This window comes from Catellatospora sichuanensis, from assembly GCF_007483665.1.
Taxonomy (GTDB): domain Bacteria; phylum Actinomycetota; class Actinomycetes; order Mycobacteriales; family Micromonosporaceae; genus Catellatospora; species Catellatospora sichuanensis.
In genome coordinates this window covers 157,397-181,807 of sequence record NZ_VIQO01000024.1, presented here as the reverse complement: position 1 = coordinate 181,807, position 24,411 = coordinate 157,397, and the positions used below count along the sequence as shown (strand labels likewise).

Here is a 24,411-nt window from a genome sequence, read left to right as displayed (position 1 = left end):
GAAGGTGCCCTTCCTCTACGCATAGCGATGTGCAGGTGCCCTTCCTTACAAGGGGGTGCGGGACATCTCGACGGTGGACTGGAGGCGGCGGGCTTCGGCGAGGTACGCGTCGGACAGGCCGAAGCGCTCGTCGCCGCGGTGCAGTTCGCCCAGGCGGCGCGCGGTCTGCGCCTGGGCGCGGCGGTCGCCGATCCGCTCGAAGATCTCCAGGGCCTGGGTGAGCCGCTGCACCGCCACCTCGGGCGCCTCCAGCGCGGCCAGGTCGGTCAGGCAGTAGGCCTCGCAGTGCGCGTCTCCGAGCACCGCGAACCGGTCCAGCGCCGCGATCAGGTCCGCCCGCGCGTGGGCCGGCTCGCCGCTGCGCAGCCGAAGCAGGCCCAGCTGGCGGGTCAGCAGCGCGGCCCGGTGCGCGTCGCCGATCTCCTCGGCGATCGCCAGCCCCGCGGTGAAGTCGCGGTATGCCTCGGAGAGCTCGCCCTTGGCCAGCCACACCATGCCCAGCGCGCCACGCGAGTAGGCCTCGCCGTGCCGGTGCCCGAGCAGCCGGTACGCCTCCAGCGCCTGCCGGTAGCAGTCCAGCGCCTCGTCGTGCTCCGACCGGATGCGGTGGCCCGTGCCCAGCCCGGCCAGCGCCGCGGCCTGCCCGCACAGGTTGCCCAGCCGGGCGAACAGCAGCCGGGACCGGCTGAACGCCTCCGACGCCTCCTCGTAGTGGTCCCGGTACAGATGCAACTGCCCCAGCCCGCGCAGGGTCACCGCCTCGCCGAGCAGGTTGCCCTGCGCCCGGCAGGCCGACAGCGCAGTGCGGTGCGTCTGTTCCCATTCGGCCGTGTGGCCGCCCATGTCGCACCAGGCCACCATCGCGTGGGCCAACTCCCAGGCCAGATCGGACAGCCCGTTGGCGGCGGCCGCCTCGACCGCGCCGAGCAGCGCCTCCCGCTCGGCCGCGAACCAGCGCACCGGATCGTGGCACAGCTCCGCCGCGCCGGGCACCGGCCACCGGGCCGCGACGGTGACACCGGGGCCGAACACCTGCGGCGGCAGCCCCGCGGCGGCGCGTTCGGCCAGGGCGAGGTACCCGCCGAGCGCCCGGGTCAGGGCCGCGCCGATCGCCTCCCCAGGCAGGTCCGGGGCCAGCAGGCCGACCAGCACCGGCAGCCCGTAGCGCGGCTGGTCCAGCTCGTCGGTGCCGATGGGGCGGAGCAGCCGGGCCCGGTCGAGCGCGTCGAGCACCTCTGTCGCGGCCGGACGGTCCAGCAGCGCCGCCGAGACCCAGCTCGGCGTGGCGGCGATGCCCAGCCGGGCCAGGCCGCGCAGCACCAGTGCGGCGGCGCCGTCCAGCCGGGTGCCCAGCATCGCCGGGCCCTCCTGCTCGACCAGCAGCGTGCGGTGCAGGCGGCGCAGCGGCTCGCCGGGCTCCACGCCCAGCTCCTCGGTGAGCGTGCGGCGCGCGGTGGCGTACGCCGACAGCGCCTCGGCCCGGTGCCCCGCGTCGCGCAACGCGGTCACCAGCAGCAACCACGCCTCCTCGCGCAGCGGCTCCTCGGCGACCAGCCGGCGCAGCTCGTCCACGGCGGCGGCCGGCTGCCCGGCCTCGATGTGCAGCCGGGCCCGGGTCTGCCGGACCGACCGCCGCCGCTCCACCAGCCGGTCTATCTCGGCGCGCCACAGCGGCGACGCGGGCAGGTTCTCCACCGGCTCGCCGCGCCACAGGCCCAGGGCCGCGTCGAGGCTGTCCGGGTCGCCGCCGCGGGCGTACTCCTCGAAGCGCAGCAGGTCGAGCTCCGCGCAGTGCAGCTCCAGCCGGTATCCGGGCGCCTGACGGCGCAGCCGGTCCTCGCCCAGCCGGGTGCGCAGCGCACTGACGTAGGTCTGCACGTTGGCCAGCGCCGACCGGGGCGGGTCCTGCCCCCACAGCACCTCGATCAGCTGGTCCACCGACACGGTTCGGCCATGGTTGAGCGCCAGGGTGGCCAGCAGCTGACGCGGCTTCACGCCGCCCACGGGTGCGTCGGCGCCGTCCAGGGTCAACTCGAAGGAGCCCAGTATGCGCAGTTCCAGCCGGTCCGACATCGTCCAACCACCCACACGATCCGTGATCGCCTGAGCCTACGCGCGCTCGGCTGATCGGACCAGAGCACTCGGCTGAACGGCTGTAGTGGTTCTGGAGAAACGTTGGAGAGCTTGTCGCGACCCTGTGGTGACCCCGCGCAGTAACGGGCTTCCTGTTCCACCACCCCACGGAAGGGAACCGTCCTCATGCGACCGAAGAAGCTGTTGTCCGGCATCGCCGCGCTGATCATCGGCGGGGCCGCCTCGGTCCTGCTCGGCAGCCCCGCCCAGGCCGCGCCTGCTTTCCAGCTGCCCTTCCCCTGTGGCCAGACGTGGAACGGCAACAGCAGCAACAGCAGCGCCCACGTCTCCTGGGAGATCGACTTCAACCGCGGCTCCACCGCCACCGCCGACCTCGGTGACACCGTGGTCGCCGCCGCCGCGGGCACCGTCGAGGTCTCCGCCCACCAGGGCTCCGTCAACGGCTACGGCAACCTGATCGTCATCGACCACGGTGGCGGTTACTTCACCTACTACGCCCACCTCGACACCCGCGCCGTCACCGCGGGCCAGTCGGTGCTGCGCGGCCAGGCCATCGGCTCGCTCGGCAACACCAGCAAGCCGGGCAACGGCATCTCCCCGCACCTGCACTACGAGGTGCGCTACCCGGACCGGTCGCAGTCGCACATCATCAAGGCCGTCTTCAACGGCAGCACCTTCGGCTACGGCTCGGCCAACGTGACCAGCAACAACTGCGCCACCTCATACGACCCGGCGGCCGAGTGCGGCAGCGGGTTCCAGGTCATCGACTCGGTGAAGCTGGGCACGGCGGGCACCACCAACCTGCTGTGGAAGGGCTCCACCGGCCAGAACTGCGTCATCACCCTCAAGATGGCCAGCGTCGGCACCCCGACGACCACGAGCGCGCTCCTGGAACCGCAGGGGTCGAGCAGAACCACCGACTCCGGCAGCTTCTCCTACTACGCCGGGCCGGTCATCCGCACCGCTCCGAGCTGCGTGAAGTGGGGCGGCAGCGCCGGCGGCACCAGCTACACCTCCGGATTCGAACACTGCGCCTGATCCCCTTCCCGCACTCACTTCAACGAAAGGTGCATACCGTGCACATCAAACGCATCCTGGGGCTGGCCGTGGCCGCCGTGGCCGTAGGCGCGGCCGTCCTGGTCGAAGCCTCGCCTGCGATGGCCGCCCCGACCTTCAAGGTCCCCTTCCCCTGCAACCAGGTGTGGTCGGGCCAGACCCGCACCAACCACAGCCCCGCCAACGCCATCGACTTCAACCGCACCAACGACACGGGCGACCCCGTCGTGGCCAGCGCGCCCGGCACGGTCGACGTGGTCACCAACCTCGGTGACACCAGCTACGGCAAGTACGTGCGGATCAACCACGGCAGCGGTTACACCACCTACTACGCGCACCTGAACTCGTTCAACGTGTCGGTGGGACAGACCGTGAAGTACGGCACCGTGATCGGGTACGTCGGCACCACCGGCGGCTCCACCGGCCCGCACCTGCACTACGAGCAGCGCTCCGGCGGCTCCGCCATCCAGATCAAGTTCAACGGCGTGACCGCGCTCTACTGGGGCACCAAGAACTACACCAGTGACAACGGCTGCGGCGGCGGCGCGGCGCAGGGCACCGTCAACACCGCGGGCTCGCCGCTGACGGTGCGCTCAGGCCCCGGCACCGGCTACGCCTCGGTCGGCACCGTCAACGACGGCGCGACCGTGTCCATCCAGTGCCAGACCACCGGCACCTCGGTCACCGGCACGTACGGCACCAGCACCATCTGGGACCGCATCGGGTCCGGTCGGTTCATCTCCGACGCCTACGTCTACACCGGATACGACGGCTTCATCCCCGGCGTCCCCCGCTGCTAGACCACAGGAAGGGCACCTTCTTGACGCTCCGCGTTGTGGAAGGTGCCCTTCCTGTGCGCCAGTAGGGCCTGGGCGAGGAGGCGGGCGCGGCGGTGGGTGGGAACCACGGCGCGGCGGGTGAAGACGTCGTGGTCGGCGCGCTCGATCTCGTCGAGGATGGCGCCGTAGACCAGGTACGCGGCGCGGACGCAGGTCTGGGAGGCACCGGGCAGCAGGTCCAGGCCGGGCATGGCGGCGGCGTAGTGGGCGCGGGCACGCGTGATCTCGTACGCGATGAGGCTCTTGATCTGCGGGGTGGCCCTGCCCCCCGTGGCGGCGGCGCGCAGGTCTGCGGTGGTGACACCGAACCGGGTCAGGTCGTCCTGGGGCAGGTAGACGCGGTCGCGGGTGAGGTCCTCGGCGACGTCGCGCAGGAAGTTGGTCAGCTGGAACGCCAGGCCCAGCTGCCGGGCAGGTTCGCGGGCTGCTGCCGGGTCGGCGGGGCCGAGGATCGGCAGCATCAGGGTGCCGATCACCGCCGCCGAACCCTCCATGTACGACAGCAGCGCCGGGTAGTCGGCGTAACGGCGGACGGTCAGGTCCATCGCCATGCTGTCCAGGAACGCGGCGAAGTCGGCCGGGTCGAGGTCGAAGGTCGCGACGGTGTGCAGCAGCGCGGGCAGCAACGGGTCGTCCACCGCCTCGCCGCCCAGCCCGGCGAGGAAGCGGCCGGACCAGTCGCGCAGGCGCCGCTCGCGCTCCGCGGGGGTGCCCGTGTCGGTCCGGTCGACGATCTCGTCGGCGTGCCTGGCGAACCCGTAGAGCGCGTGCACGTGCGGGCGCTTCCAGGCAGGTAGCAGCCGGGTCGCCAGGTAGTAGCTGCGGCCGTGGTGGCGGTGCAGGTCCTGGCAGCGGCGGTACGACGCCGCGAGCGAAACGGGCACGGCGGCGTTCGCGGCCTCCAGGTCCAGAACAGGTTCGGCCCGGCGTAGCCCGGCCGTGCCCGCCGACCCGGCGTCCCGCGCCGGCCAACCCATCCGATCCCCCTTGTGCCCACGTCCGTGCAGGCCGCAGGCAATCTTAGGCGGCCGCCCCGATGCCCCCGAAGACGACCGGAACCACGTTCGTTTTTCGACTATCAGCGCTGTTCATCCCGTTAATCACGTATCAACTTTCATATTCTGATTTGCGCGTTTATAGGCCGTTGTGACGTAGCTGTGGTCCGAGCGTGGATATCCTCCGGCTGGACACCGGTCCTGGCTGCCTACCGCCTTCCGGCCGCTGGGCGAGATTCGCACCACCTGATTCCCAGCTCGACCGATAAAAGGTGCACCTTCCGTATCGCGAAGCGATGCGGAAGGTGCACCTGGTACGCCGACCCGTAAGCCGCCGTTCTGCGGGGTGGTGCGGGCCCGCCGGCCGGCACGTGGGAGCAGCGGCCGGCGGGGGCCGGGGCTCAGTCCGAGCTGAAAGCCGCGTCGAACGAGGCGGTGGGCGGGTCGAAGAGGAGATTGCGCACGAACTGCAGCGCCTGGGGAGCCCCGACGAGGCGGTCCATGCCGGCGTCCTCCCACTCGATCGAGATAGGACCGTCGTAGCCGATCGCGTTGAGCGCGCGGAAGCAGTCCTCCCACGGTACGTCGCCGTGGCCGGTGGACACGAAGTCCCAGCCGCGGCGCAGGTCCGCCCACGGCAGGTGGGACGACAGGATGCCGCGGCGGCCGTCGCCCATGCGCACCTTGGTGTCCTTGCAGTCCACGTGGTAGATGCGGTCGGCGAAGTCGAGGATGAAGCCCACCGGGTCGTTGCCCTGCCACACCATGTGCGACGGGTCCCAGTTCAGCCCGAACGCGGGCCGGTTGCCCAGCGCGTCCAGGGTGCGGCGGGTGGTGTGGTAGTCGTACGCGATCTCGCTGGGGTGCACCTCGTGCGCAAAGCGCACGCCGACCTCGTCGTACACGTCGAGGATCGGGTGCCAGCGCCGGGCGAACTCCTCGTACCCGGCATCGATCATCGACTGCGGGACCGGCGGGAACATCGCCACGAAATGCCAGATCGGCGAGCCGGTGAAGCCCACGACGGTGTTCACGCCGAGCTTGGCCGCGGCGCGGGCGGTGTCGGCCATCTCGGCCGCGGCCCGCTGCCGCACCCCCTCGGGCTCGCCGTCGCCCCAGATGCGGGCCGGCAGGATGCCCTTGTGGCGCTCGTCGATCGGGTTGTCGCAGACCGCCTGGCCGACCAGGTGGTTGGAGATGGCGTGCACGCTCAGCCCGTACTTGTCGAGCTGGGCGCGCTTGCGCGGGATGTAGGTCTCGTCCGACAGCGCCTTGTCGACCTCGAAGTGGTCGCCCCAGCAGGCGATCTCGAGGCCGTCGTAGCCCCACTCGGACGCCAGCCGGCAGACCTCCTCGAACGGAAGGTCCGCCCACTGGCCGGTGAACAGGGTGATGGGTCGGGGCATGTGTTCGCTCTCCGATCTGTGCGGTGCCGGTGCGGCGGGGACGCCGGAGTCGTTGGGCGAGAGGGCCGGTCGGTCGGCGTCCGGCCGGCCCTCCCACGTTCGGTGCCGGTGCGGTCAGGCCGCTACCGGGACGGCGGGCTGCGCCACCTGCGTCCAGGCGGACGCGGACGCGGCGGAACTCTGCACCGCCTCCAGCACGAGCTGCACGCCGAGGGCCTCCTCGAAGGAGGGGTGAGGGTCGATGCCCTCCGCCACGGCCTGCACGAAGTCGCGCATCTGGTGGGTGAAGGAGTGCTCGTACCCGATGATGTGGCCGGGCGGCCACCATGCGGACAGGTACGGGTGCTCCGGCTCGGTCACCAGGATCCGGTTGAAGCCCTGCTCCGCACCCGGCCGGGTCGCGTCGTAGAACTCCAGCTCGTTGAGGCGCTCCAGATCGAACGCCAGCGAGCCGAGTGAGCCGTTGATCTCCACCCGGAGGCCGTTCTTGCGCCCCGTCGCGAAGCGGCTGGCCTCGTACGTGGCGATCGCGCCACCGGACAGTCGCGCCGTGAACAGCGCGGCGTCGTCGACCGTCACCTGGCCGACGGCTTGGCCGTTGCCCGTGGCGGCCAGGCCGCTCGCCTCGGCCGGGATCGGCCGCTCCTTGATGAACGTCTCGGTCAGCGCGCTCACCCCGGTGATGCGCTGGCCCGTGATGTACTGGGTCAGGTCGATGATGTGCGCACCGATGTCGCCGAGCGCGCCGGACCCGGCGCGCTCCTGCTGGAGCCGCCAGACCAGCGGGAACTGCGGATCGGTGATCCAGTCCTGGAGATACACGGCACGTACGTGGCGGATCACTCCGAGCCTGCCGGCGGCGATCATCTGACGCATCAGCGCCGCCGCCGGCACGCGCCGGTAGTTGAACCCGCACAGCGTACGAATACCCGATTCCCGCGCCGCGGCTGCGGCATCGACCATCGCCCGGGCCTCCGCCACGGAGTTCGCCAGCGGTTTCTCGCACATGACGTGCTTGCCCGCGGCGAGCGCGGCGATGGTGATCTCCGCATGGCTGTCGCCGGGCGTGCAGACGTCGATCACGTCGATGTCATCCCGGGCGATCAGCTCCCGCCAGTCCGTGACGTAGCCGTCCCAGCCCAGCCTTTCGGCCGCCTCGGACACCTTGGCCTCGTCACGGCCGCAGACCGCCGCCATCCGGACCTGCAGGGGCAGGTCGAACGCGCGGTTCACGGTGCGCCACGCCTGTGAGTGCGCGGCGCCCATGAACGCGTAGCCGACCATGCCGACCCGCAGTTCCTTGTTGTCGTTTGTGGACACGGGGTGGGCTCCTCCGTTACCGAGCCCGCTGGTGCGGGCGAACCATGTCGGGCTTAGAAACCGAGCTTCAGGTACGTGCTCGCGTTCTCTTTCGTGATCGTCTCGGAGGCCAGGACGACCTCCTTGGGCACCTGCAGCTCCACCAGGTCGGACATGCCCCGGCCCTGGGCGATCAGGCGGGCCAGCGAGATCGCCGACGACGCCATGGAGGGGCTGTAGGTTACCGTCGCCTTGAGCACGGTCTTGTCGGCGGCGATGTCCTCGATCGCCTTCTTCGAGCCGGCGCCGCCGACCATGAAGAACTCGCTGCGGTTGGCCGCCGTGATCGCGGCCAGCACGCCGATGCCCTGGTCGTCGTCGTGGTTCCACACGGCGTCGATCTTCGGCAGCGCCTGCAGCAGGTTCTGCGCCTCCTTCTGGCCGGAGTCGGCGGTGAAGCGCGCCGCACGACGGTTGGCCACGGTGAAGCCGTAGGTGGCCAGCGCGGCCTTGAAGCCCGCGCTGCGCTCCTGGGTCAGCTCCAGCTCGTCCATGCCGGCGATCTCGCCGATGATCGGGCTGGCGATGTTCTTGGCCTTGAGCGCCTTGCCGATGTAGTGGCCGGCGGCCACGCCCATGCCGTAGTTGTCGCCCTTGATCTGCAGGCGGTACGCCAGCGCGTCGGGGAAGGCACGGTCGAGGTTCACGACCGGGATGCCCGCCTCCATCGCCTTGAGGCCGAACGCGTTGAGCTCCTTGCCGTCGTACGGCAGCAGCACGATCACGTCGGGCTTCTCGGCGATCAGGGTGTCCAGCGCGCCACGCTGCGCCGCGGCGTCCTTGCCCGCCTCGACCTGCTTGAAGGTGACGTCCTTGTACGCCCCGGCCTGCGCCTTGGCGTTGTTGGTGATCGCCGCGATCCAGCCGTGGTCGGCGGCCGGAGCGGAGAAACCGATCGTGACCGCCTTGCCGGCGGCGGCGTTCGGGTTGGTGTCGTCGGCGCCCTTGGTCTGCGCCGGGGTCGGCGTCTGCTCGTTGCTGGTGCAGGCGGTGAGCAGAGCGCCGGCGGCGATCGCCGTGCCGCCGAAGAGGAGCCGGCGGCGGGACGTGTCCGGAATCGGGTTGGTCATCACGACCTCCTGGTCGTCGCGAGGGTGCATTCGGTCCGGCGACCGTCGCGTTCGACGGTCACCCCAGATGGAGCGGGCTGTGCGGTGATGGAACCTGTTACACAGGGGGCGGTCAGGTCTGCGGTTTGGCCCGAGTGAGACCGTGCCTTCGGGCGAACTGCGTGACGGACGAGAACCGCACCTGCTGGAGAAGGACCGCGACCACGATGATCGCGCCCTTGACCATGTTCTGGACCTCGGTGGGCAGGTTGGCGATGGCGAACAGGTTGGTGATCGCGGAGAACACGATCACGCCGAACAGCGAGCCGACGATGGTGCCGCGGCCGCCGGAGAGCAGCGTGCCGCCGATGATCGCCGCGGCGATCGCGTCGAGTTCGTACAGTTCGGCCGCGGCCGCCTGGGACGAGGTGGCGAGCGAGGTGAGCATGATCGCGGCGATGCCGCAGCACAGGCCCGAGAGCGCGTACAGCAGCATGGTGTGGCCGCGGACGTTGATGCCGGCCAGGCGGGCCGCCTCGGCGTTGCCGCCGATGGCGACGGTGCGCCGGCCGAAGGTGGTGCGATTGAGCAGCACCCACCCGAGCCCGGCGACCACCAGCAGGATGATGGCCAGCAGCGGGATGCCGAGGATGCGCTCCTTGGCGATGCTGTTGATGAACATGTCGTTGGAGATCTGGGTCTGCTTGCCCGAGATCTGCGCCGCCAGGCCGCGCGCCGCGACCAGCATCGCCAGGGTGGCGATGAAGGGCACCAACCGGCCGTACGCGACGAGCGCGCCGTTGACCAGGCCCGCGCCGATGCCGACGGCGATCGCGGTGAAGATCATGCCGGCCGCGCCGAAGCTCTGTGTGGCCAGCGTCGTGGCCCACACACCGGACAGCGCGATCAGCGCCCCGACGGACAGGTCGATGCCGCCACCGATGATCACGAAGGTCATGCCCACGGTGACCACGCCGATCGCGGCCGCCTGGGTCAGGATGACCATGATGTTGTTGATGACCCAGTCCGCGTTGCTGTAGAGGTCCGGCCGGATGAACGCGCCGATCGCGAACAGTGCCAGCAGCACCCCGACCAGGCCCAGGTTGCGCCGCAACGGCTCCTGCGCCTCGTCCTTCCACCAGCTCGTGCCACCGCCCCGCGCGGCGGGCGCGGCATGGGGCGCGTGGCCCTCCGGTGCCTGTTCCACCTTCTGTTCGCTGGACACGCTCATGCCCTCTCCTCGCTTCGCTCGTCGACGGCATGACTGCCGAGCCAGCTGATTCGCTCGTGGTGCTCGCTCATGCGGCCACCTCTTCAGTCGTCGCGGCGGTCAGCGATCCCGCCATCACCAGATCGAGTACGTCCTCTTCACTGAGCTCGGTCGCGGGCGCGGTGCGCACCACCCGGCCCTCGCGCATGACCAGCACCCGGTCGGACAGCCCGAGCACCTCCGGCACCTCGCTGGAGACCAGCAGCACCCCGACGCCGTTCGCGGCGAGGTCGCGGATCACCTGGTAGAGCTCCGCCCGCGCACCCACGTCCACGCCCCGGGTCGGCTCGTCGAGCAGCAGCAGCCGGGTGCCGCCCAGCAGCCACCGGCCGACGACCACCTTCTGCTGGTTGCCGCCCGACAGGGTGCGCACGGCTCGACGCACGTCGCGCGGGCGCAGTTCCAGCTGGTCCGCGACCCGCATGGCCTCGGCCTGCTCCTTGCCGGTGTCGGTGAAACCGGCGGTCGCGTACGTGCTGAAGTTGGTCAGCGTCATGTTGCGGTAGATCGGCTGGCCCAGCAGCAGCGCCTGGCTCTTGCGCTCCTCCGGGGCCATGCCCAGGCCCGCCCGCACCGCCGCGGCGACGTTGCCCGGCGGCAGCCCGCGCCCGTCCATGACCACCGTGCCGGCCTCGGCCTGGCGCGCGCCGAACACCGTCTCCAGCAGCTCCGAACGGCCCGAGCCGACCAGGCCCGCGATACCGACGATCTCGCCGGAGTGCACGTCGAGGTCGACGCCGGCGAACTCGCCGGAGCGGCCCAGCCCGCGCACCTCCAGCAGCTTCTCGCCCGGCTCGGTGTCCGGACGCGGCGGGAAGACGTACTCGATGGAGCGGCCGGTCATCCGGCTCACCAGGTCACGGGTCGGCGTGGTGCGGGCCGGCAGGTTGACCGCCGAGGTGCGCCCGTCCTTGAGCACGGTGACCCGGTCACCGATCTCGCGGATCTCCTCCAGCCGGTGCGAGATGTAGACCACCGCGATGCCCTGCGCGGTCAGCTCCCGGATGATCCGGAACAGGTTGCCGACCTCGTCGTGCGCCAGCACCGCGCTGGGCTCGTCCATGATGATCAGCTTGGCCGAGTGTGAGAGCGCGCGGGCCATGCTGACGATCTGCTTGCCCGCAGCGGGCAGCGACTTGACCAGCCGGTGCGGCGGGATCTCGCCGTGGCCGAGCCGGCCGAGCAGCTCCCGGGCCTGGCGCGCGGCCTGTCCCTTGTGCACGAAGCCGAGGCTGCGCGGCTCGTGGCCGAGGTAGACGTTCTCCGCCACCGTCAGGTAGTCGACGAGGTCGAGCTCCTGGTAGATGGTGGCGATGCCCGCCTTCATCGCGGCCTGCGGGCCGCTGAACGCGACCTGCTCACCCAGCCACTGCACGTCGCCCGAGTCCGGGCGGTGCACGCCGGCCAGCACCTTGATCAGAGTGGACTTGCCCGCGCCGTTCTGGCCCAGCAGGCAGTGCACCTCGCCCGCGCGCACCTCAAGCTCGACGCCGTCGAGGGCGCGTACCCCCGGGAAGGTCTTGACCACATCGGACAACCGCAGGACCACCTCGCCGGTGTTCGCGGCGGCCGCCCCGGCCGGCTGCTCGTTCATGCCCGACTCCTCGCTCATGCCTGCTCGAAGGCGATCTCGCTGGCCAGCACCGCGGCGCCGGCGACACCGGCACGGGGGCCCAGCTCGGACAGCACCAGCGGCAGGTTGCCGGTGGCCAGCGGCAGCGACCGCCGGTAGACCACGCTGCGGATCTCGGCGAGCATGATGTGGCCCAGCTGGGCCAGCCCGCCGCCGATGACGATCATCGAAGGGTTCACGAAACTGACCAGCCCGGCCAGCACGGTGCCGATGCGGCGGCCGCCGTCGCGGATCAGCTGCACACAGACCACGTCGCCCTCGACCGCGGCGATCGCGACGTCCATCGCGGTGACCAGGCCGTTGGTCGCCAGCCGCTCGGACAGCGCGGGCGAGGTGCCCGAGCGGGCCGCGGCCGTGGCCTCGCGGGCCAGCGCGGCTCCGCTGAACACGGCCTCCAGGCAGCCGATGTTGCCGCACGTGCAGACCGGTCCGTGGCTGTCGACCTGGATGTGGCCGATGTCGCCGGCGCAGCCGTCGGTGCCCCGGTAGACCTCGCCGCCGAGGAACACGCCGCAGCCGATGCCGGTGCCGATCTTCACGAAGAGGAAGTTGTCGACGGAGTGCGCCACGCCCGCGTTGCGCTCGCCCACCGCCATGATGTTCACGTCGTTGTCCACCACGGCCGGGCAGCCGTGTTCCCGCGTGAGCAGCTCGCGCACGGGGAAGCGGTCCCAGCCGGGCATTATCGGCGGGGAGACGGGCACGCCGTCGCGGAAGCTGACCGGGCCGGGCACGCCGATGCCGATGCCGTCGAGGTGCGCGAACGCGCCCTCCACCTTGGCCTTGGCGAGCAGTTCGTTGACCCGCTGCAGGGTCACCTTCGGGCCGCTGCGGATGTCGGCCGGCTCGCTGTAGTGCGCGACCGGCTCCAGCCGGCCGTTGGTCACCTCGACGTCGATCGACGTTGCGCCGAGGTCGACGCCCGCGAAGCGCATCCCGGGGTTCAGTTCCACCAGGGTGGAGCGGCGGCCGCCGCGCGACTCCGCCGGACCCGCCTCGGCGACGTGGCCGCCGGCGACGAGTCGGTCGAGTTCGCCCAGCAGGCGCGGACGTGGGATGTCCAGCCGGTCGGCGAGTTCCGCGCGTGACAGCGCGCCCTCGTCCCGCAGCAGCCGCAGCACTCTGACGTGCAGCGGGTCCCAGAGCGTCCGCGCGAGGCTCATCCGCTCGTTCCTCCGACCTGATAGGACTCCACCGGTGTGGTGTGTCGCACAGGTTACGAGCTTTCGACAATCGTGTCCATAGCTTCTCGCCAAATCCGCGAAACTTTTGTTTGATCTAGCAGAAGTTGGCCATGACCCTCCAGAACACCCCCTCCTCTACTGCGCAAGTCATAAAAAGTCGCGGTCTCATAACGGTCTCCCGACCACTACCTGGCCGAAGCCGCGGGCGGCATCCGCATCACGCACGGATGGCGAGGTGTCACCGCAGGTCAGCGGCGGTCTGATCACGGCAGTGACATCGGTGGACCGGCCGAGGCGCGGCGGACCGCGCCGAACCGGACTGGGCGCCGGATCGACCGCACCGGGGCCCAAGGCGGCCGATGGGCCCCGCCGCGCGACGACTGACGCGTCGCCGGAGTGGCCGGGGAATCAGCCCGCGGATGTCTCGGCACCGCGCCCTGGGACGCCCGGCCGAGCGGGTGAACGCACCCGATTCACGCCAGGCCCGGCGAAAAGTCGCCCCTCCCCCACCGAAGGCCGGCCGGCGGGGTCAGACGCGGGGTGGCCGCTGCTCCTGCCACCGCTGCAGTGCGGTGCCGACCTGCTCCTCCACGAAACGGAAGAAGTCACGCATGTCCGCCATGCGTTCGCCGGCCAGCGTCTGCGCACCGCCCGTGGCCTCGATGACGATGTCGGCCTCGTCGGAGAACTGGCCGTAGAAGCCCCGCTTGGCGGTGGTGACGCCGTACCAGGGCTGGTCGGGCAGGCGGTAACGGTCGCGGCGGGAACCGGGCGCGGGCTCGCGCACGACGAAGCCCATCTGCATCAGGTAGCGGACGGCGCCGGAGATCGCGGCGGCGCTCACCCCGAGCCGCTCGGCCAGATCACCGGCGGTCAGCGAGGTCTCCTCGGCGCTCATCATGGTCATCAGCACCCGGGACGGCATCCGGGGGAAGCCCATGTCGGCCAGCATCATGGCCATGTGCTCCACGGACCGGCGCACACCGTCCTCATCACGCGGCGCGACCGCGTCAACCTTGTCGCTCATCAGGAACGATCATAACAAGCTTATGAGTGTTCACAATTTTATGAAGAACGTGCACATCGCCGGTCCTCGCCACGCCCTGCGGTGCCCGCCTCAGCGGCAGGCACCGCGTGGTGGAGCAGGGCACTAGGAACCGGCGCCCTTGGCGGTGCCGGTCAGGGCACCGACCACCCAGCCGACGAACAACCCGTAGGCCGAACCGGCGGCGGCACTCTGGAGCGCGCCGACGAAGGTGGGGTTGCTGATGATGAAGGCGGTGATGAAGGCCGCCAGGGCGGATCCGAAGATCAGCGCCGACCAGCCGAGGAGGAAGCCGCCGGCGCCACCGGTGACCGCCTTGCTGACCACTCCGAGGATCAATGCCACGAAGAGGATCAACAACAGCGCGCGCAGATCGTCGGCGAGCAGCCGGCGCATAGCGCCGCTGGATCCGTCGACGGGACCGAAGGCCCACCTGGGCCAGGTCAGCACGCGCAGGAACCAACCCCATGCGCTGTCGGAGCTGGTGTGCCTGGACACCCACTCCACAAAGGGCTGATTACCGAACAGAAGGACGAGCGCCACGGTTGCGATGATCCCGGCACCTGTCACCGTACGAGTCCGCGCCATGACGAAATGATAGTTTCCCAAGCGCGCATATGTCGATGGGTCATACCGCCGGTAACACCTGCCCGCTCAGCCCGTCGACCGGTCGCCGGCGGCTGTCGCACCTAGACTGACGCCCATGCGCACCGCCCACGTACGCTGCGGCGACGACCTCCGGGAGACCCTCGGACCGGCCGGCTTCCCCGGTGACTTCGTGCCGTTCACGGACCCGGTGTGCCAGGGCCCCGTCCCCCGCACGGCTGACCCCGCCGAGTTCGACGCCATCCGGGCGGACTGGCTCGCGCGGGCGTACGACCTCGACGTCGCGCACGTCCGCGAGCGCCTGTCGCGGGAGCGCGCTCACCTCGACACCCTCGACACGTACGACGGCGTGCTGCTGTGGTTCGAGCACGACTGGTTCGACCAGGCGATCCTGATCCGGCTGCTGGCCCTGCTGGCCCACCGGCCCGCGCTGCACGAGCGGCTGCGGCTGCTGTCGATCGACGCGTTCGACGGCGAGGATCCGTTCATCGGGTTCGGGCAGCTGTCCGCGCCGCAGCTGGCGACGCTCGCCGGACGGGAACGGCCGGTCAGTCCGGACCAGTTGGCCGCGGCGGAACAGGCCTGGGCCGCGCTGTCCGCGCCGGATCCGGCCGCGCTGGCCGGGGTCGGCGGCGACGCGCTGCCCTTCCTGCCCCGGGCGGTACGCCGGCACCTGGCGGAGCTGCCGTGGACCACCGACGGGCTGTCCCTGTCGGAGCGGCTGTGCCTGCGCGCGGTCTCCGCCGGTCCGCTGCCGTTCCCCGCCGTCTACCAGGCGCACCAGGACGGCGATCCGCTGCCGTATCTCGGGGACGTCATGCTGCTGCCGGTGCTGCGGCGGCTGCACGACGCCGAGCGCCCGGCGCTGGCCTCCCGCGGCGGCGAATACCAGCTGACGGCGTACGGCCAGCGGATCCTGCACGGTGACGCGACCTGGCAGACCTTCCCCCGCTGGGTCGGCGGGGTGCTGCTGCCCGGCTGGTGCTGGGACCCCGACGCCGCCCGCCCCGTCCCGGCCTGAGCCGCGGGCGGCTCGCTCACGCCTCCAGCGGGGCGGCGGCGAAGGAGACCTTGAAGCGGGCGCACCAGATGGTGACGCTGCGCAGCTCGGTCGGGTCGACGCCGGCGGGCACGGCGTAGACCTGGGTGCCGTGGGTGCCCTTGAGCCGACCCAGCTCGACGTGCTTGCCGTCGTCGAAGACGTGCCAGCCGGCGCGGCCGGGCAGCACGGGCTGGTCGGTGAGCCATACCCGCAGGTCGGGACCATCCGATGTGGCCAGATCGCGCAGGATCACCTGGTAGGTGCCGTCGGGCAGCCGCACCAGCTGCGCGGTTCCGGAGCTGTCGTGCTCGTGGGTGACGAGCTTGCCCTCGGCGACCAGCACGGCGACAGCCGACGGCGAGGGCATGCCCGCGGCCGGCGAGGAGGCCGGTGAGGGCGTCGTGGACACCACCACCGGGGCGGCGTCGTTGACGGTCTTCGAGGTGAGCAGCTTCCACGGCTGGAACCAGTACATGCCGAACGCCAGGCCCACGGCCAGCACCGCGGCCACCGCCCAGAAGGCGGGCTTGCGGAACATCCTCGTCATGCCTCGACGCTAAGGCCCGCGCCGACGCCGTGGGGGCCACGTTCGCGGATCGTAAGGTTCCGATGCGGCGGCACCCCGGCCGCCGCCGATGATCACGACGTACGCTCGCGATATGGCCACCAGCGTGCTCGTCGTCGACGACGACCCGACCGTCAGCGACGTGGTACGCCGCTACCTGGAGCACGCCGGGCACCGGGTGGTGCTGGCCGCCGACGGGCAGGCCGCGCTGGACGCGTACGCCCGGGAACGCCCTGATCTGATCATCCTGGACCTGATGCTGCCCGTCATCGACGGGCTGGAGGTGGCCCGGCGGCTGCGCGCCGAGCCGGGCCCCGGCGTGCCGATCATCATGCTGACCGCGCTCGGCGAGGAGGTCGACCGCATCGTCGGCCTGCAGGTGGGCGCGGACGACTACGTGACCAAGCCGTTCTCCCCGCGCGAGCTGGTGCTGCGCGCCCAGTCCGTGCTGCGCCGCACCGCGCCGCAGACCGCCCCTGCCACCGTGCTGGCCGACGGCGACCTGGTCGTCGACCCGGTACGCCGCACCGCCCGGCTCGGCAGCCGCGAGCTGGCGCTGACCGTACGCGAGTTCGACCTGCTGACGTTCCTGATGTCGCACCCGCACGAGGCGCTGCGCCGGGCACAGCTGCTGGAGTCGGTGTGGGGCTGGACCTTCGGCGACCAGTCCACCGTCACCGTCCACGTGCGACGGCTGCGCGAGAAGATCGAGCCCGACCCCGCCATGCCGCAGCGCATCCACACCGTCTGGGGCGTGGGTTACCGGTACGAGCCGGTGGGGGCGGCCGACGGTGCGTGACGTACTGATGATCCTGCTGGCCGCGCTGCTCGGCGCGGCCGCCGTGTGGCTGCCCGCGGCGCTGCTGCTGCGCCTGCTGCACCGCCGCTCGATCACGCTGAACGTGTGCGTGCTGCTGGTGGCCACGGTGCTGGCGATGCTGGCCGGGGTGCTGGCCGTCGCCGAGGGCATGTTCATCTCCGCGCACGACCTGCACGTGCTGCTCGTCGTGGTGCCGCTGTCGGGGCTGGTGAGCCTGCTGATCGGCGGCTGGGTCGCCTGGCGGCTGGCGCGCTCGGCGATGTGGGCGGCCGACGCCCGCGAGCGCGAGCGGCAGGTCGAGGCGAGCCGCCGTGACCTGGTCGCCTGGGTGTCGCACGACCTGCGCACCCCGCTGGCCGGTATGCGGGCCATGGCCGAGGCGCTGGAGGACGGCGTGGTCAGCGACCCGGCTGCCGTCGCCGAGTACCACCGCCGCATCCGCATCGGCACCGACCGGATGGCCGCACTGGTCGACGACCTGTTCGAGCTGTCCCGGATCAACGCCGGGGCGCTGCAACTGTCGCCGGTCGACGTGCCGCTCGGCGAGGTGGTGTCCGACGCGGTCGCCGCGGCCGCGCCGGTCGCCGCCGCGCGGGGCGTGCACCTGGTCGCCGACGGCGACTGGCCGGTGGTGCGGGCGGGTGAGCGCGAGCTTTCCCGGATCGTGGCGAACCTGCTGCTCAACGCGGTGCGTTACACGCCCGCCGACGGCACGGTGACGGTCACCGGCGGGCGCGACGCCGAGGGCGGCTGGCTGGCCGTCGTCGACACGTGCGGCGGTATCGCCGAGGCCGACCTGCCGCACGTCTTCGACGTGGCGTTCCGCGGGGCCAAGGCGCGCACCCCGGACGCGGACGGCGGCGGCGGCGGGCTGGGCCTGGCCATCGTGGCCGGCCTGGTGGAGGCGCACGGTGGCCGGGTCGGCGTGGCCAACACGGCCGCCGGGTGCCGGTTCGAGGTGCACCTGCCGGCCGCACCCGCCTGACCGGCACCGCTGGGCTCGGTTCACCGCGTCCGGCCTGCGGGACGGGCCCGGCTGCCGCCCCGGGTCGCGCACTAAGCTGCCTGCCATGCCTTCGGTTCCCGCTGACCTGGTCCACATCGGCTCGTACACGGCGAAGGCGGGGACCGCCCAGGCGATCACCGCCTGGCGGCAGGACCCCCGGACCGGGCGGCTGGAGCCCGCGCACTCGCCGGTGGAGGCCGTCGACCCGTCGTGGCTCGCCTGGCACCCGGCCGGCACCCACCTCTACGCCGCCTCCGAGTCCGCCGCGCAGGTGCTGTCGTATGCGGTGAAAAGCGGCGGGCTCGAACTGCTCGGCGCGCAGCCCAGCGGCGGCGCCGATCCCTGCCACCTGGCCGTCGACCCGCAGGGCCGGTTCGTGGTGGCGGCCAACTACAGCGGCGGGTCGGTGAGCGTGTTCGCGATCGGCGACGACGGCGCGCTGCTGCCGTACCACCATCTGGTGGCGCACGAGGGCAGCGGCCCGGACCCGGAGCGCCAGGAGTCGCCGCACGCGCACATGGCGATGCTCGCCCCCGACGGGCTGCTCTACGTCACCGACCTGGGCACCGACGAGGTGCGCAGCTATGCCGTCGAGCCCGACGCGCTGCGGCACGTGGCGACCTCCCCGTTGATCGCCGGGATGGGCCCGCGGCACCTGACCTTCCACCCGTCCGGGACGGTGTTCGTCGCGGGTGAGCTGGACTCCACCGTGGTCGTCTGCGAGGCCGCCGACGGCCGGCTGCGGCCGGTGTCGAGCGTCGCGGCGACCCTCGGCGAGCCTGGGGAACGCAACTATCCGAGCCACCTGGAGTGCTCGCCCGACGGCCGCTTCCTCTACGTCGCCAACCGCGGCGCGGACTGCCTCACCGTGTTCGCGGTGGAGGGCGCAGCCCTGCGCCCGGTCGCGGACGTGCCGACCGGCCGCTGGCCGCGGCACTTCGCGCTGATCGGCGACTTCGTGTACGTCGCCGACCAGGACGGGGACACCGTGACGGGGTACCGCCGCGACCCGGTCACCGGTGTCCCCGAGCCCACCGGCGACACCCGCACGGTGCCGAACCCGTCCTGCGTGCTGGCCGTCCCGGGCCACCCGTGATCGGCCGACCGTCCGGCCGGACAGGGTCCTCCTGACCGGCCGGATGCCGACGGATATCCCCAAAGAACTCCATACCCTCCCGAGACCGGCCGATACTGGCCACGTAGCAGTCATGATCACGGGAGGCGTACATGATCGGGGCGATCCTCTGGGGCATCATCGGCGGCGCGATCGTCGGCTATCTGGGCCGGCTGCTGCTGCCGGGCCGCCAGAACATCTCCGCGCTGATGACGGTGGTCGCCGGCATCCTGGCCGCGACGCTGGGCGGCATCATCGCCACCTGGCTTGGCGTCGGCGAGACCCGAGGCATCGACTGGATCAGGCACATCATCCAGTTGGCACTGGCCATGTTCTTCGTATGGCTGGCCGCGAGGATGTCGGCCAAACGCCACACGCAGGCGGTCCAGCCGCGGCAGGCCCCGTGATCCCTTGAGAGCCGGGCGCACGTCCGCTGTGCGCCCGGGTACGAAGGATTAATCAGTACACACTGGACACAAATGTTTACTGACCGTGGTGTCCGGCAATCGCAGCGCCATGGTACTGACCGCATCGCGATACCGCACCGCGACCGGTGCGGGCGTTCTCGCCGCACTCATCCTCGTGCTGGTGTTCGGCAGCCCCGTTTACGTCGACTGGGCCAACGACAACGCCGACACCAACACCGCCGGTGGCTGGTTCCTCAAGCTGCTGACGTGGCCTGCCTGGAGCTTCAACGCAGACAGCTCGGTGCAGGACGTGCTCGCCGCCGACCTCAAGGCGATCCTTCTCATCGTCTTCACGGCCGTGTTCCTGGCCCTGTCGACCAATGCCCAGCTGGGACGCGCCCGCGGCAGCTTCAGCCAGCTGCTGGCCGGCTGGTCGGGGTACATCTTCGCGGGTGCGGTGGCGGGCCTGCTCACCGCCTTCATCCGCTCGGACGCCTCGCTGCTCTCCGCCTTCCAGGCGGCCGGTTCCGGCGCGATCTACGGCCTGTTCGTGGGCTGGATCGTCGGAATCGCCACGCTGGGCCACTACCGCGGGTCCACCCCCTGATCCGCGGTCACCGCGCCCAGCCTGTTTCTGGGGAATCCGCCCCCTCCGCTCCCCCGGAGGCCGCGGGTTCCCCGGAACCGTCTCCAGGCCCCTGTCTGCCGAGGTGACCGGCGGGTAACGTGCGGCGGGTGGAGATGACTTACGACACGACCATGCAGGGCGCGCTGGCCGAACGCATGGGCATCAAGCTGCTGGAGGCGACCCCGGAGCGGCTCGTCGCGACGATGCCGGTGGAGGGCAACACCCAACCCTTCGGCCTGCTGCACGGCGGCGCGTCCTGCGTGCTGGCGGAGACCCTCGGCTCGATCGGAGCCACCCTGCACGGCTCGACCGTCGGGCGGCCGTACGCGGTGGGCGTGGACATCAGCGCCACCCATCACCGGGCAGCCCGCGCGGGCGTGGTCACCGGCGTGGCGACCCCGCTCCACCGCGGCGGCACCATCGTCACCTACGAAATCGTCATCACCGACGAGGAAGACCAGCGCATCTGCACCGCCCGCCTGACCTGCCTCCTCCGCAAGTAGGGCGCGGCCCACGGCGTCATGATCGCCGTTTCGTGTCAGCAGGTCTGGTCAGAGCACAGTTTCTGGCACGAAACGGCGATCACTGTTCCACCGTTACCAGGACGGACGCTGGAGGAGGCTGACGAACTCGACCAGCAGGCGTTCGCGCAGGCGGGGTGGGGCGGCGGCGAGGACCGCGTTGACGACGGCCATGCGGGGGGCCGCGCCGGGTTCGCCACCGGTGAGGCCGAAGGTGTCGGCCAGGCCGGCGACCATGTCGGCGGTGAGCTGGTCCGGCGGGAGATGGGCGGCCATGGCCAGCAGTTCGGCGGGCAGCTCGACCGGGCCGTGGGCGCGGGCGGCGGCGGCCGACTCGGCCAGGGCCGGGCCGAACTGCGGCACCTGCGGCAGCACGGACGCGGTCACGGTGAGGTGGATGCTGGCCGGGATACCCGCGTACGGCAGCTGCGGCTGAGTGTGCCAACCCCGCCCGGCCAGCTCGTCGGCGAGCACGAACAGGTCCAGCCCCGGGTCGTCCGAGGTCAGGCAGACGACGGTGAAGTCGGCCGGGGCGAGCAGCCGCAGCCCGTCCACCTCGGACACCGCCTTGGCCAGCCCTGCCACGGCGTCGCGGGTCTGCCGGGCCAGCTCCAGGTAGCCCTCGTCGCCGAGGTGGCGCAGCGTGGCGAAGGCCGCCGCGATCGGGCCGCCGGAACGGGTGGACGAGATCACCGGGTTGACCATGGTGTAGCCGGGCCAGTCGGCGAAAGCGAAGTACTGCGGGCGGCGCAGGTCCGCGTCGCGGTGCAGCAGCACCGACACACCCTTGGGGGTGTACGCGTACTTGTGCAGGTCCACCGACATGCTGGTCACACCCGGAATGCTGAAGTCGAACGCGGGCACCGCGACCCCGACCCGGCGCAGGAACGGCAGCGCCCAGCCGCCGAAGCACGCGTCGACGTGGCAGCGCACGCCCCGCTCCGCGGCGATCGCCGCGATCTGCTCGACCGGGTCGACGACCCCCTGCGCGTACGACGGCGCGGAGCACGCCACCAGCACCGTGTCCGCGGTGATCGCGGCGGCGACCGCGGCCGGGTCCGGCGTGAACGTCTCCGGGTCGACCGGCACCAGGTCCAGCGCCACGCCCAGGTAGTGCGCGGCCTTGGCGAACGCGGCGTGCGCGGTCGACGGGGCGACCAGGCGCGGCGCCGTGATCTCCGGGTGTGCGTCGCGGGCCGTCTTCACGGCCAGGATCAGCGACTCGGTGCCGCCGCTGGTGACCGAGCCGACCACGTCCGGCGCGGCGGTGCCGGGGCCTGCTCCGAGCACCCGGGCCGCAGCGGCGACCAGCGCGTTCTCGGTCGCCAGCAGGGACGGGAACGCCGTCGGGTCCAGTCCGTTCACGTGGGCGGACAGGGCATACGCGGACATCGCCAGCTCGTCGAGCCCGGCCTTCGCCGGGTCGTACACGTAGGCGAACAGCCGCCCGCCGTGCGTGGGCAGGTCGGCCGCGCGCATCCCGCGCAGCTCGGCGAGCACCTGGTCAGCGGGGACACCCTGGGTCGGGAGTGCATCGATCATCGGGCCACCGTACCTGTCTCCACCTGCACCGATGCCAGGCGCTCCGGGGTCAGGTCGTAGCGGCGCAGCAGCAGCGTCACCGGGCCGACCAGCAGCGCGGGCACGACGCTGAAGCCGAGCAGCACGCCGAGCTTCGCGCCGTCGGACTGCGCCGTCGCGCCGCTCGCCGAGGAGGCGTAGCCGGACAGTTGCAGCACCAGCGCGTACAGGCCCGGGCCGAGCGCGAGGCCGAACGTCTCCCCCGCCGTCCACAGGCCGGTGAACACGCCCGCCTGACGGCGGCCGGTGCGGGCCGCGTCGTACGCCACGCAGTCGGGCAGCATCGCCATCGCGAACACCTGCTGGCCCGCGTACCCGACGCCGATCACACCCGTGATCACGTACGCGACCACCGGCGGCACGGAACCCGCCACGATCAGCGCCAGCGCGCCGCCGGACAGCAGCACCGAGGCCAGCACCAGCGCCTTCGTCTTGCCGACCCGCGCGCCGATCCGGCTCCACAGCGGCATGACCAGCAGCGCCGGGCCGACGAAGCACGCGAAGAGCAGCGTCGGGCCGTCCTCGGGGCGCGCCAGCACATGGTCGGCGACGTACTTGACCCCGGCCAGCATGGTCGCGACGCCGATCGACTGCACCACGAACACGGTCAGCAGCACGGTGAACGGCTTGTTGCGGCGCACCACGGCGAGTTGCGCGCGCAGCGTCGGCTCGCTCTCGGTGACCCGGCCGACCGGCGCGCGCCGGGTGCCGAAGAACGAGCCCAGTGCCCCGACCACGATCAGCGCGGCCACGAACACGCCCATCCAGCGGTGTCCGGGCACGCCCCCGCCCGCGGCCTGCACCACGATCGGGGCGACCGCGCCGGAGACCAGGATGGCCACCGCGAGCACGGCTACCCGCCAGGTCATCAGCCGGGTGCGCTCGCTGTAGTCGTCGGTCATCTCGGCGGGCATCGCCACATACGGCACCTGGAAGAAGGCGTACGCGGTGGCGGTGGCCAGGAACGCGACCGCGACGTAGATCGCCGCACCCGACCCGGCCCCGAACGGCCCGGCGAACATCGCCGCGAACAGCACCGCCACGGCGAGGCCGCCGAACAGCAGGTAGGGCCGGCGCGCGCCCCAGCGCGACACGGTGCGGTCGGAGATCCGGCCCGCCACCGGGTTGATCAGCACGTCCCAGGCCTTCGGCACCAGCACCAGCAGACCGGCCAGGCCCGCGGCGACGCCGAGGTTGTCGGTGAGGTACGGCAGCAGCAGCAGGCCTGGCACGGTGCCGAAGGCTCCGGTGGCCAGCGAGCCCAGCGCGTATCCGGCGCGCACGCCACCGGTCAGCGGCTGGTCCTGCGCAGGGGCGGTGACCTCGGAGGATGCGGGGGGCGACACGGTCATGGCTGCGGATGCTACGCGGCGTGTGGTGCACAGCACAGAGCCAGGTGAGGGAATTTCACACAGTTCTTGATGCTTCAACAACCTAGTAGCAACGCGCGCGTTACCTGGACGGGCGCGTTCCGACGACGAGACTGGTGAGCCATGACCGAGCAGCTGGGTGTCCGTACGAGGGTGACCGTTCCGCTGCGCTTCCCCGACGGGTACGCCGCCACCGCGGAGGTCTTCACCTTCACCGGCCTGTCCGACGGCCTGGAGCACCTCGCGCTCGGCCTCGGCGACTTCGAGCGGGCGGAGACGCCACTGGTGCGCGCCCACTCGGAGTGCATGACCGGTGACGTCTTCGGCTCGGCCCGCTGCGACTGCGGCCCGCAGCTGCGCGAGGCTGTGCAGCGCATCACCGAGCACGGCGGCTACCTGCTCTACCTGCGCCAGGAGGGCCGGGGCATCGGCCTGTACGCCAAGCTCGACGCGTACGCCCTACAGGACGCGGGCCTGGACACCTATGCCGCGAACCGGGCGCTGGGCTTCGCCGACGACGAGCGGGACTACACCGCCGCCGCGCAGATGCTGGCCGCCCTCGGCGTGCCCCGCATCGACCTGCTCACCAACAACCCCGACAAGCCCAGCCAGCTGCGCGACCACGGAGTCGAGGTCGCGAACGTGGTCCCCACCGCCGTGCACGCCGCCCCCGACAACCTCCGCTACCTCCACGCCAAGGTCACCCACACCGGCCACACCATCAGCCTCCCCGTGGCCGCCTGACCTGGTCCGGCTCCCGCGACGGCGATGATCGCCGTTGCGTGTCCGAAACTGCGGTTTGACCCGAGGTTCTGACACGA

General features: G+C 71.5%; 23 protein-coding genes. 10 read left to right on the top strand and 13 right to left on the bottom strand.

Annotation, left to right across the window (positions count from 1 at the left end; translation table 11 throughout):
* Nucleotides 1-45: 45 nt before the first annotated feature.
* Nucleotides 46-2,073: an AfsR/SARP family transcriptional regulator gene (locus tag FLL47_RS30375; RefSeq protein ID WP_144125162.1), complete on the bottom strand. Its 2,028-nt coding sequence runs from the start codon at nucleotides 2,071-2,073 to the stop codon at nucleotides 46-48.
* Between the two features lie 186 nt (nucleotides 2,074-2,259).
* On the opposite strand from FLL47_RS30375, the gene FLL47_RS30370 reads away from it, so the two are divergent.
* Complete coding sequence (locus tag FLL47_RS30370) at nucleotides 2,260-3,132, top strand: M23 family metallopeptidase (protein WP_144125159.1); 873 nt, start codon at nucleotides 2,260-2,262, stop codon at nucleotides 3,130-3,132.
* A gap of 38 nt (nucleotides 3,133-3,170) precedes the next feature.
* Nucleotides 3,171-3,950 carry a M23 family metallopeptidase gene (locus FLL47_RS30365; RefSeq protein WP_246158848.1) on the top strand — a complete coding sequence of 260 codons (780 nt, stop codon included), beginning with the start codon at nucleotides 3,171-3,173 and terminating at the stop codon, nucleotides 3,948-3,950.
* On the opposite strand, the gene FLL47_RS30360 is transcribed toward FLL47_RS30365, so the two are convergent.
* The 9 genes from FLL47_RS30360 to FLL47_RS30320 all read right to left on the bottom strand — a co-directional run bounded on the left by FLL47_RS30360 (nucleotide 3,947) and on the right by FLL47_RS30320 (nucleotide 14,518).
* Entirely contained in the window at nucleotides 3,947-4,873 is a 927-nt protein-coding gene (locus FLL47_RS30360) for a phytoene/squalene synthase family protein (protein ID WP_425457778.1), read from the bottom strand. The two genes, FLL47_RS30365 and FLL47_RS30360, sit on opposite strands and share 4 nt — an antisense overlap.
* A 512-nt stretch (nucleotides 4,874-5,385) precedes the next feature.
* Nucleotides 5,386-6,390 (bottom strand): sugar phosphate isomerase/epimerase family protein, encoded by a 1,005-nt coding sequence (locus FLL47_RS30355; RefSeq protein WP_144125153.1) that lies wholly within the window; start codon nucleotides 6,388-6,390, stop codon nucleotides 5,386-5,388.
* A 114-nt stretch (nucleotides 6,391-6,504) separates the two neighbouring features.
* Nucleotides 6,505-7,674: a Gfo/Idh/MocA family protein gene (locus tag FLL47_RS30350; protein ID WP_186316003.1), complete on the bottom strand. Its 1,170-nt coding sequence runs from the start codon at nucleotides 7,672-7,674 to the stop codon at nucleotides 6,505-6,507.
* 89 nt (nucleotides 7,675-7,763) lie between these two features.
* A complete protein-coding gene (locus FLL47_RS30345) occupies nucleotides 7,764-8,819 on the bottom strand; it encodes a substrate-binding domain-containing protein (RefSeq protein ID WP_144125147.1) in 1,056 nt (351 codons plus the stop codon).
* 112 nt (nucleotides 8,820-8,931) lie between these two features.
* On the bottom strand, nucleotides 8,932-10,029 hold the full coding sequence (locus FLL47_RS30340) for an ABC transporter permease (RefSeq protein ID WP_144125144.1): 1,098 nt from the start codon (nucleotides 10,027-10,029) through the stop codon (nucleotides 8,932-8,934).
* A 67-nt stretch (nucleotides 10,030-10,096) separates the two neighbouring features.
* Entirely contained in the window at nucleotides 10,097-11,662 is a 1,566-nt protein-coding gene (locus tag FLL47_RS30335) for a sugar ABC transporter ATP-binding protein (RefSeq protein WP_246158847.1), read from the bottom strand.
* A 14-nt stretch (nucleotides 11,663-11,676) separates the two neighbouring features.
* The gene (locus tag FLL47_RS30330; RefSeq protein ID WP_144125138.1) at nucleotides 11,677-12,864 is read right to left on the bottom strand and encodes an ROK family transcriptional regulator; all 1,188 of its coding nucleotides are present in this window, start codon (nucleotides 12,862-12,864) and stop codon (nucleotides 11,677-11,679) included.
* Nucleotides 12,865-13,414: 550 nt separating this feature from the next.
* Nucleotides 13,415-13,912 carry a GbsR/MarR family transcriptional regulator gene (locus FLL47_RS30325; protein WP_144125135.1) on the bottom strand — a complete coding sequence of 166 codons (498 nt, stop codon included), beginning with the start codon at nucleotides 13,910-13,912 and terminating at the stop codon, nucleotides 13,415-13,417.
* 123 nt (nucleotides 13,913-14,035) lie between these two features.
* Nucleotides 14,036-14,518 (bottom strand): hypothetical protein, encoded by a 483-nt coding sequence (locus tag FLL47_RS30320; protein ID WP_144125132.1) that lies wholly within the window; start codon nucleotides 14,516-14,518, stop codon nucleotides 14,036-14,038.
* A gap of 115 nt (nucleotides 14,519-14,633) precedes the next feature.
* On the opposite strand from FLL47_RS30320, the gene FLL47_RS30315 reads away from it, so the two are divergent.
* The gene (locus FLL47_RS30315; RefSeq protein ID WP_144125129.1) at nucleotides 14,634-15,557 is read left to right on the top strand and encodes a DUF1835 domain-containing protein; all 924 of its coding nucleotides are present in this window, start codon (nucleotides 14,634-14,636) and stop codon (nucleotides 15,555-15,557) included.
* A 16-nt stretch (nucleotides 15,558-15,573) separates the two neighbouring features.
* Here the strand turns inward: FLL47_RS30315 and FLL47_RS30310 are convergent, their stop codons facing one another.
* Nucleotides 15,574-16,125, bottom strand: coding sequence for a DM13 domain-containing protein (locus FLL47_RS30310; RefSeq protein WP_144125126.1), 552 nt, complete (start codon nucleotides 16,123-16,125; stop codon nucleotides 15,574-15,576).
* A gap of 112 nt (nucleotides 16,126-16,237) precedes the next feature.
* On the opposite strand from FLL47_RS30310, the gene FLL47_RS30305 reads away from it, so the two are divergent.
* From FLL47_RS30305 to FLL47_RS30280, 6 genes are all read left to right on the top strand, one after another.
* Nucleotides 16,238-16,942 carry a response regulator transcription factor gene (locus FLL47_RS30305; RefSeq protein WP_144125123.1) on the top strand — a complete coding sequence of 235 codons (705 nt, stop codon included), beginning with the start codon at nucleotides 16,238-16,240 and terminating at the stop codon, nucleotides 16,940-16,942.
* On the top strand, nucleotides 16,935-17,948 hold the full coding sequence (locus tag FLL47_RS30300) for a sensor histidine kinase (protein ID WP_144125120.1): 1,014 nt from the start codon (nucleotides 16,935-16,937) through the stop codon (nucleotides 17,946-17,948). The genes FLL47_RS30305 and FLL47_RS30300 overlap by 8 nt, the downstream gene beginning before the upstream one ends.
* 85 nt (nucleotides 17,949-18,033) lie before the next feature.
* Nucleotides 18,034-19,065, top strand: a complete 1,032-nt coding sequence (locus FLL47_RS30295; protein ID WP_144125117.1) for a lactonase family protein — start codon at nucleotides 18,034-18,036, stop codon at nucleotides 19,063-19,065.
* Nucleotides 19,066-19,196: 131 nt separating this feature from the next.
* Nucleotides 19,197-19,490 (top strand): GlsB/YeaQ/YmgE family stress response membrane protein, encoded by a 294-nt coding sequence (locus FLL47_RS30290; protein ID WP_144125114.1) that lies wholly within the window; start codon nucleotides 19,197-19,199, stop codon nucleotides 19,488-19,490.
* A gap of 88 nt (nucleotides 19,491-19,578) precedes the next feature.
* Nucleotides 19,579-20,097 (top strand): hypothetical protein, encoded by a 519-nt coding sequence (locus FLL47_RS30285; RefSeq protein WP_342780360.1) that lies wholly within the window; start codon nucleotides 19,579-19,581, stop codon nucleotides 20,095-20,097.
* Between the two features lie 134 nt (nucleotides 20,098-20,231).
* Nucleotides 20,232-20,621, top strand: coding sequence for a PaaI family thioesterase (locus tag FLL47_RS30280; RefSeq protein ID WP_144125369.1), 390 nt, complete (start codon nucleotides 20,232-20,234; stop codon nucleotides 20,619-20,621).
* 93 nt (nucleotides 20,622-20,714) lie between these two features.
* Here the strand turns inward: FLL47_RS30280 and FLL47_RS30275 are convergent, their stop codons facing one another.
* Entirely contained in the window at nucleotides 20,715-22,181 is a 1,467-nt protein-coding gene (locus FLL47_RS30275) for a pyridoxal phosphate-dependent decarboxylase family protein (protein WP_144125111.1), read from the bottom strand.
* A complete protein-coding gene (locus FLL47_RS30270; protein WP_246158876.1) occupies nucleotides 22,178-23,503 on the bottom strand; it encodes an MFS transporter in 1,326 nt (441 codons plus the stop codon). Before FLL47_RS30270 ends, FLL47_RS30275 begins: the two co-directional genes overlap by 4 nt.
* Before the next feature lie 210 nt (nucleotides 23,504-23,713).
* Here FLL47_RS30270 and FLL47_RS30265 point away from each other — a divergent pair, with 210 nt between their 5' ends.
* Nucleotides 23,714-24,334, top strand: a complete 621-nt coding sequence (locus FLL47_RS30265) for a GTP cyclohydrolase II (RefSeq protein ID WP_144125105.1) — start codon at nucleotides 23,714-23,716, stop codon at nucleotides 24,332-24,334.
* The last annotated feature ends 77 nt before the right edge of the window (nucleotides 24,335-24,411 follow it).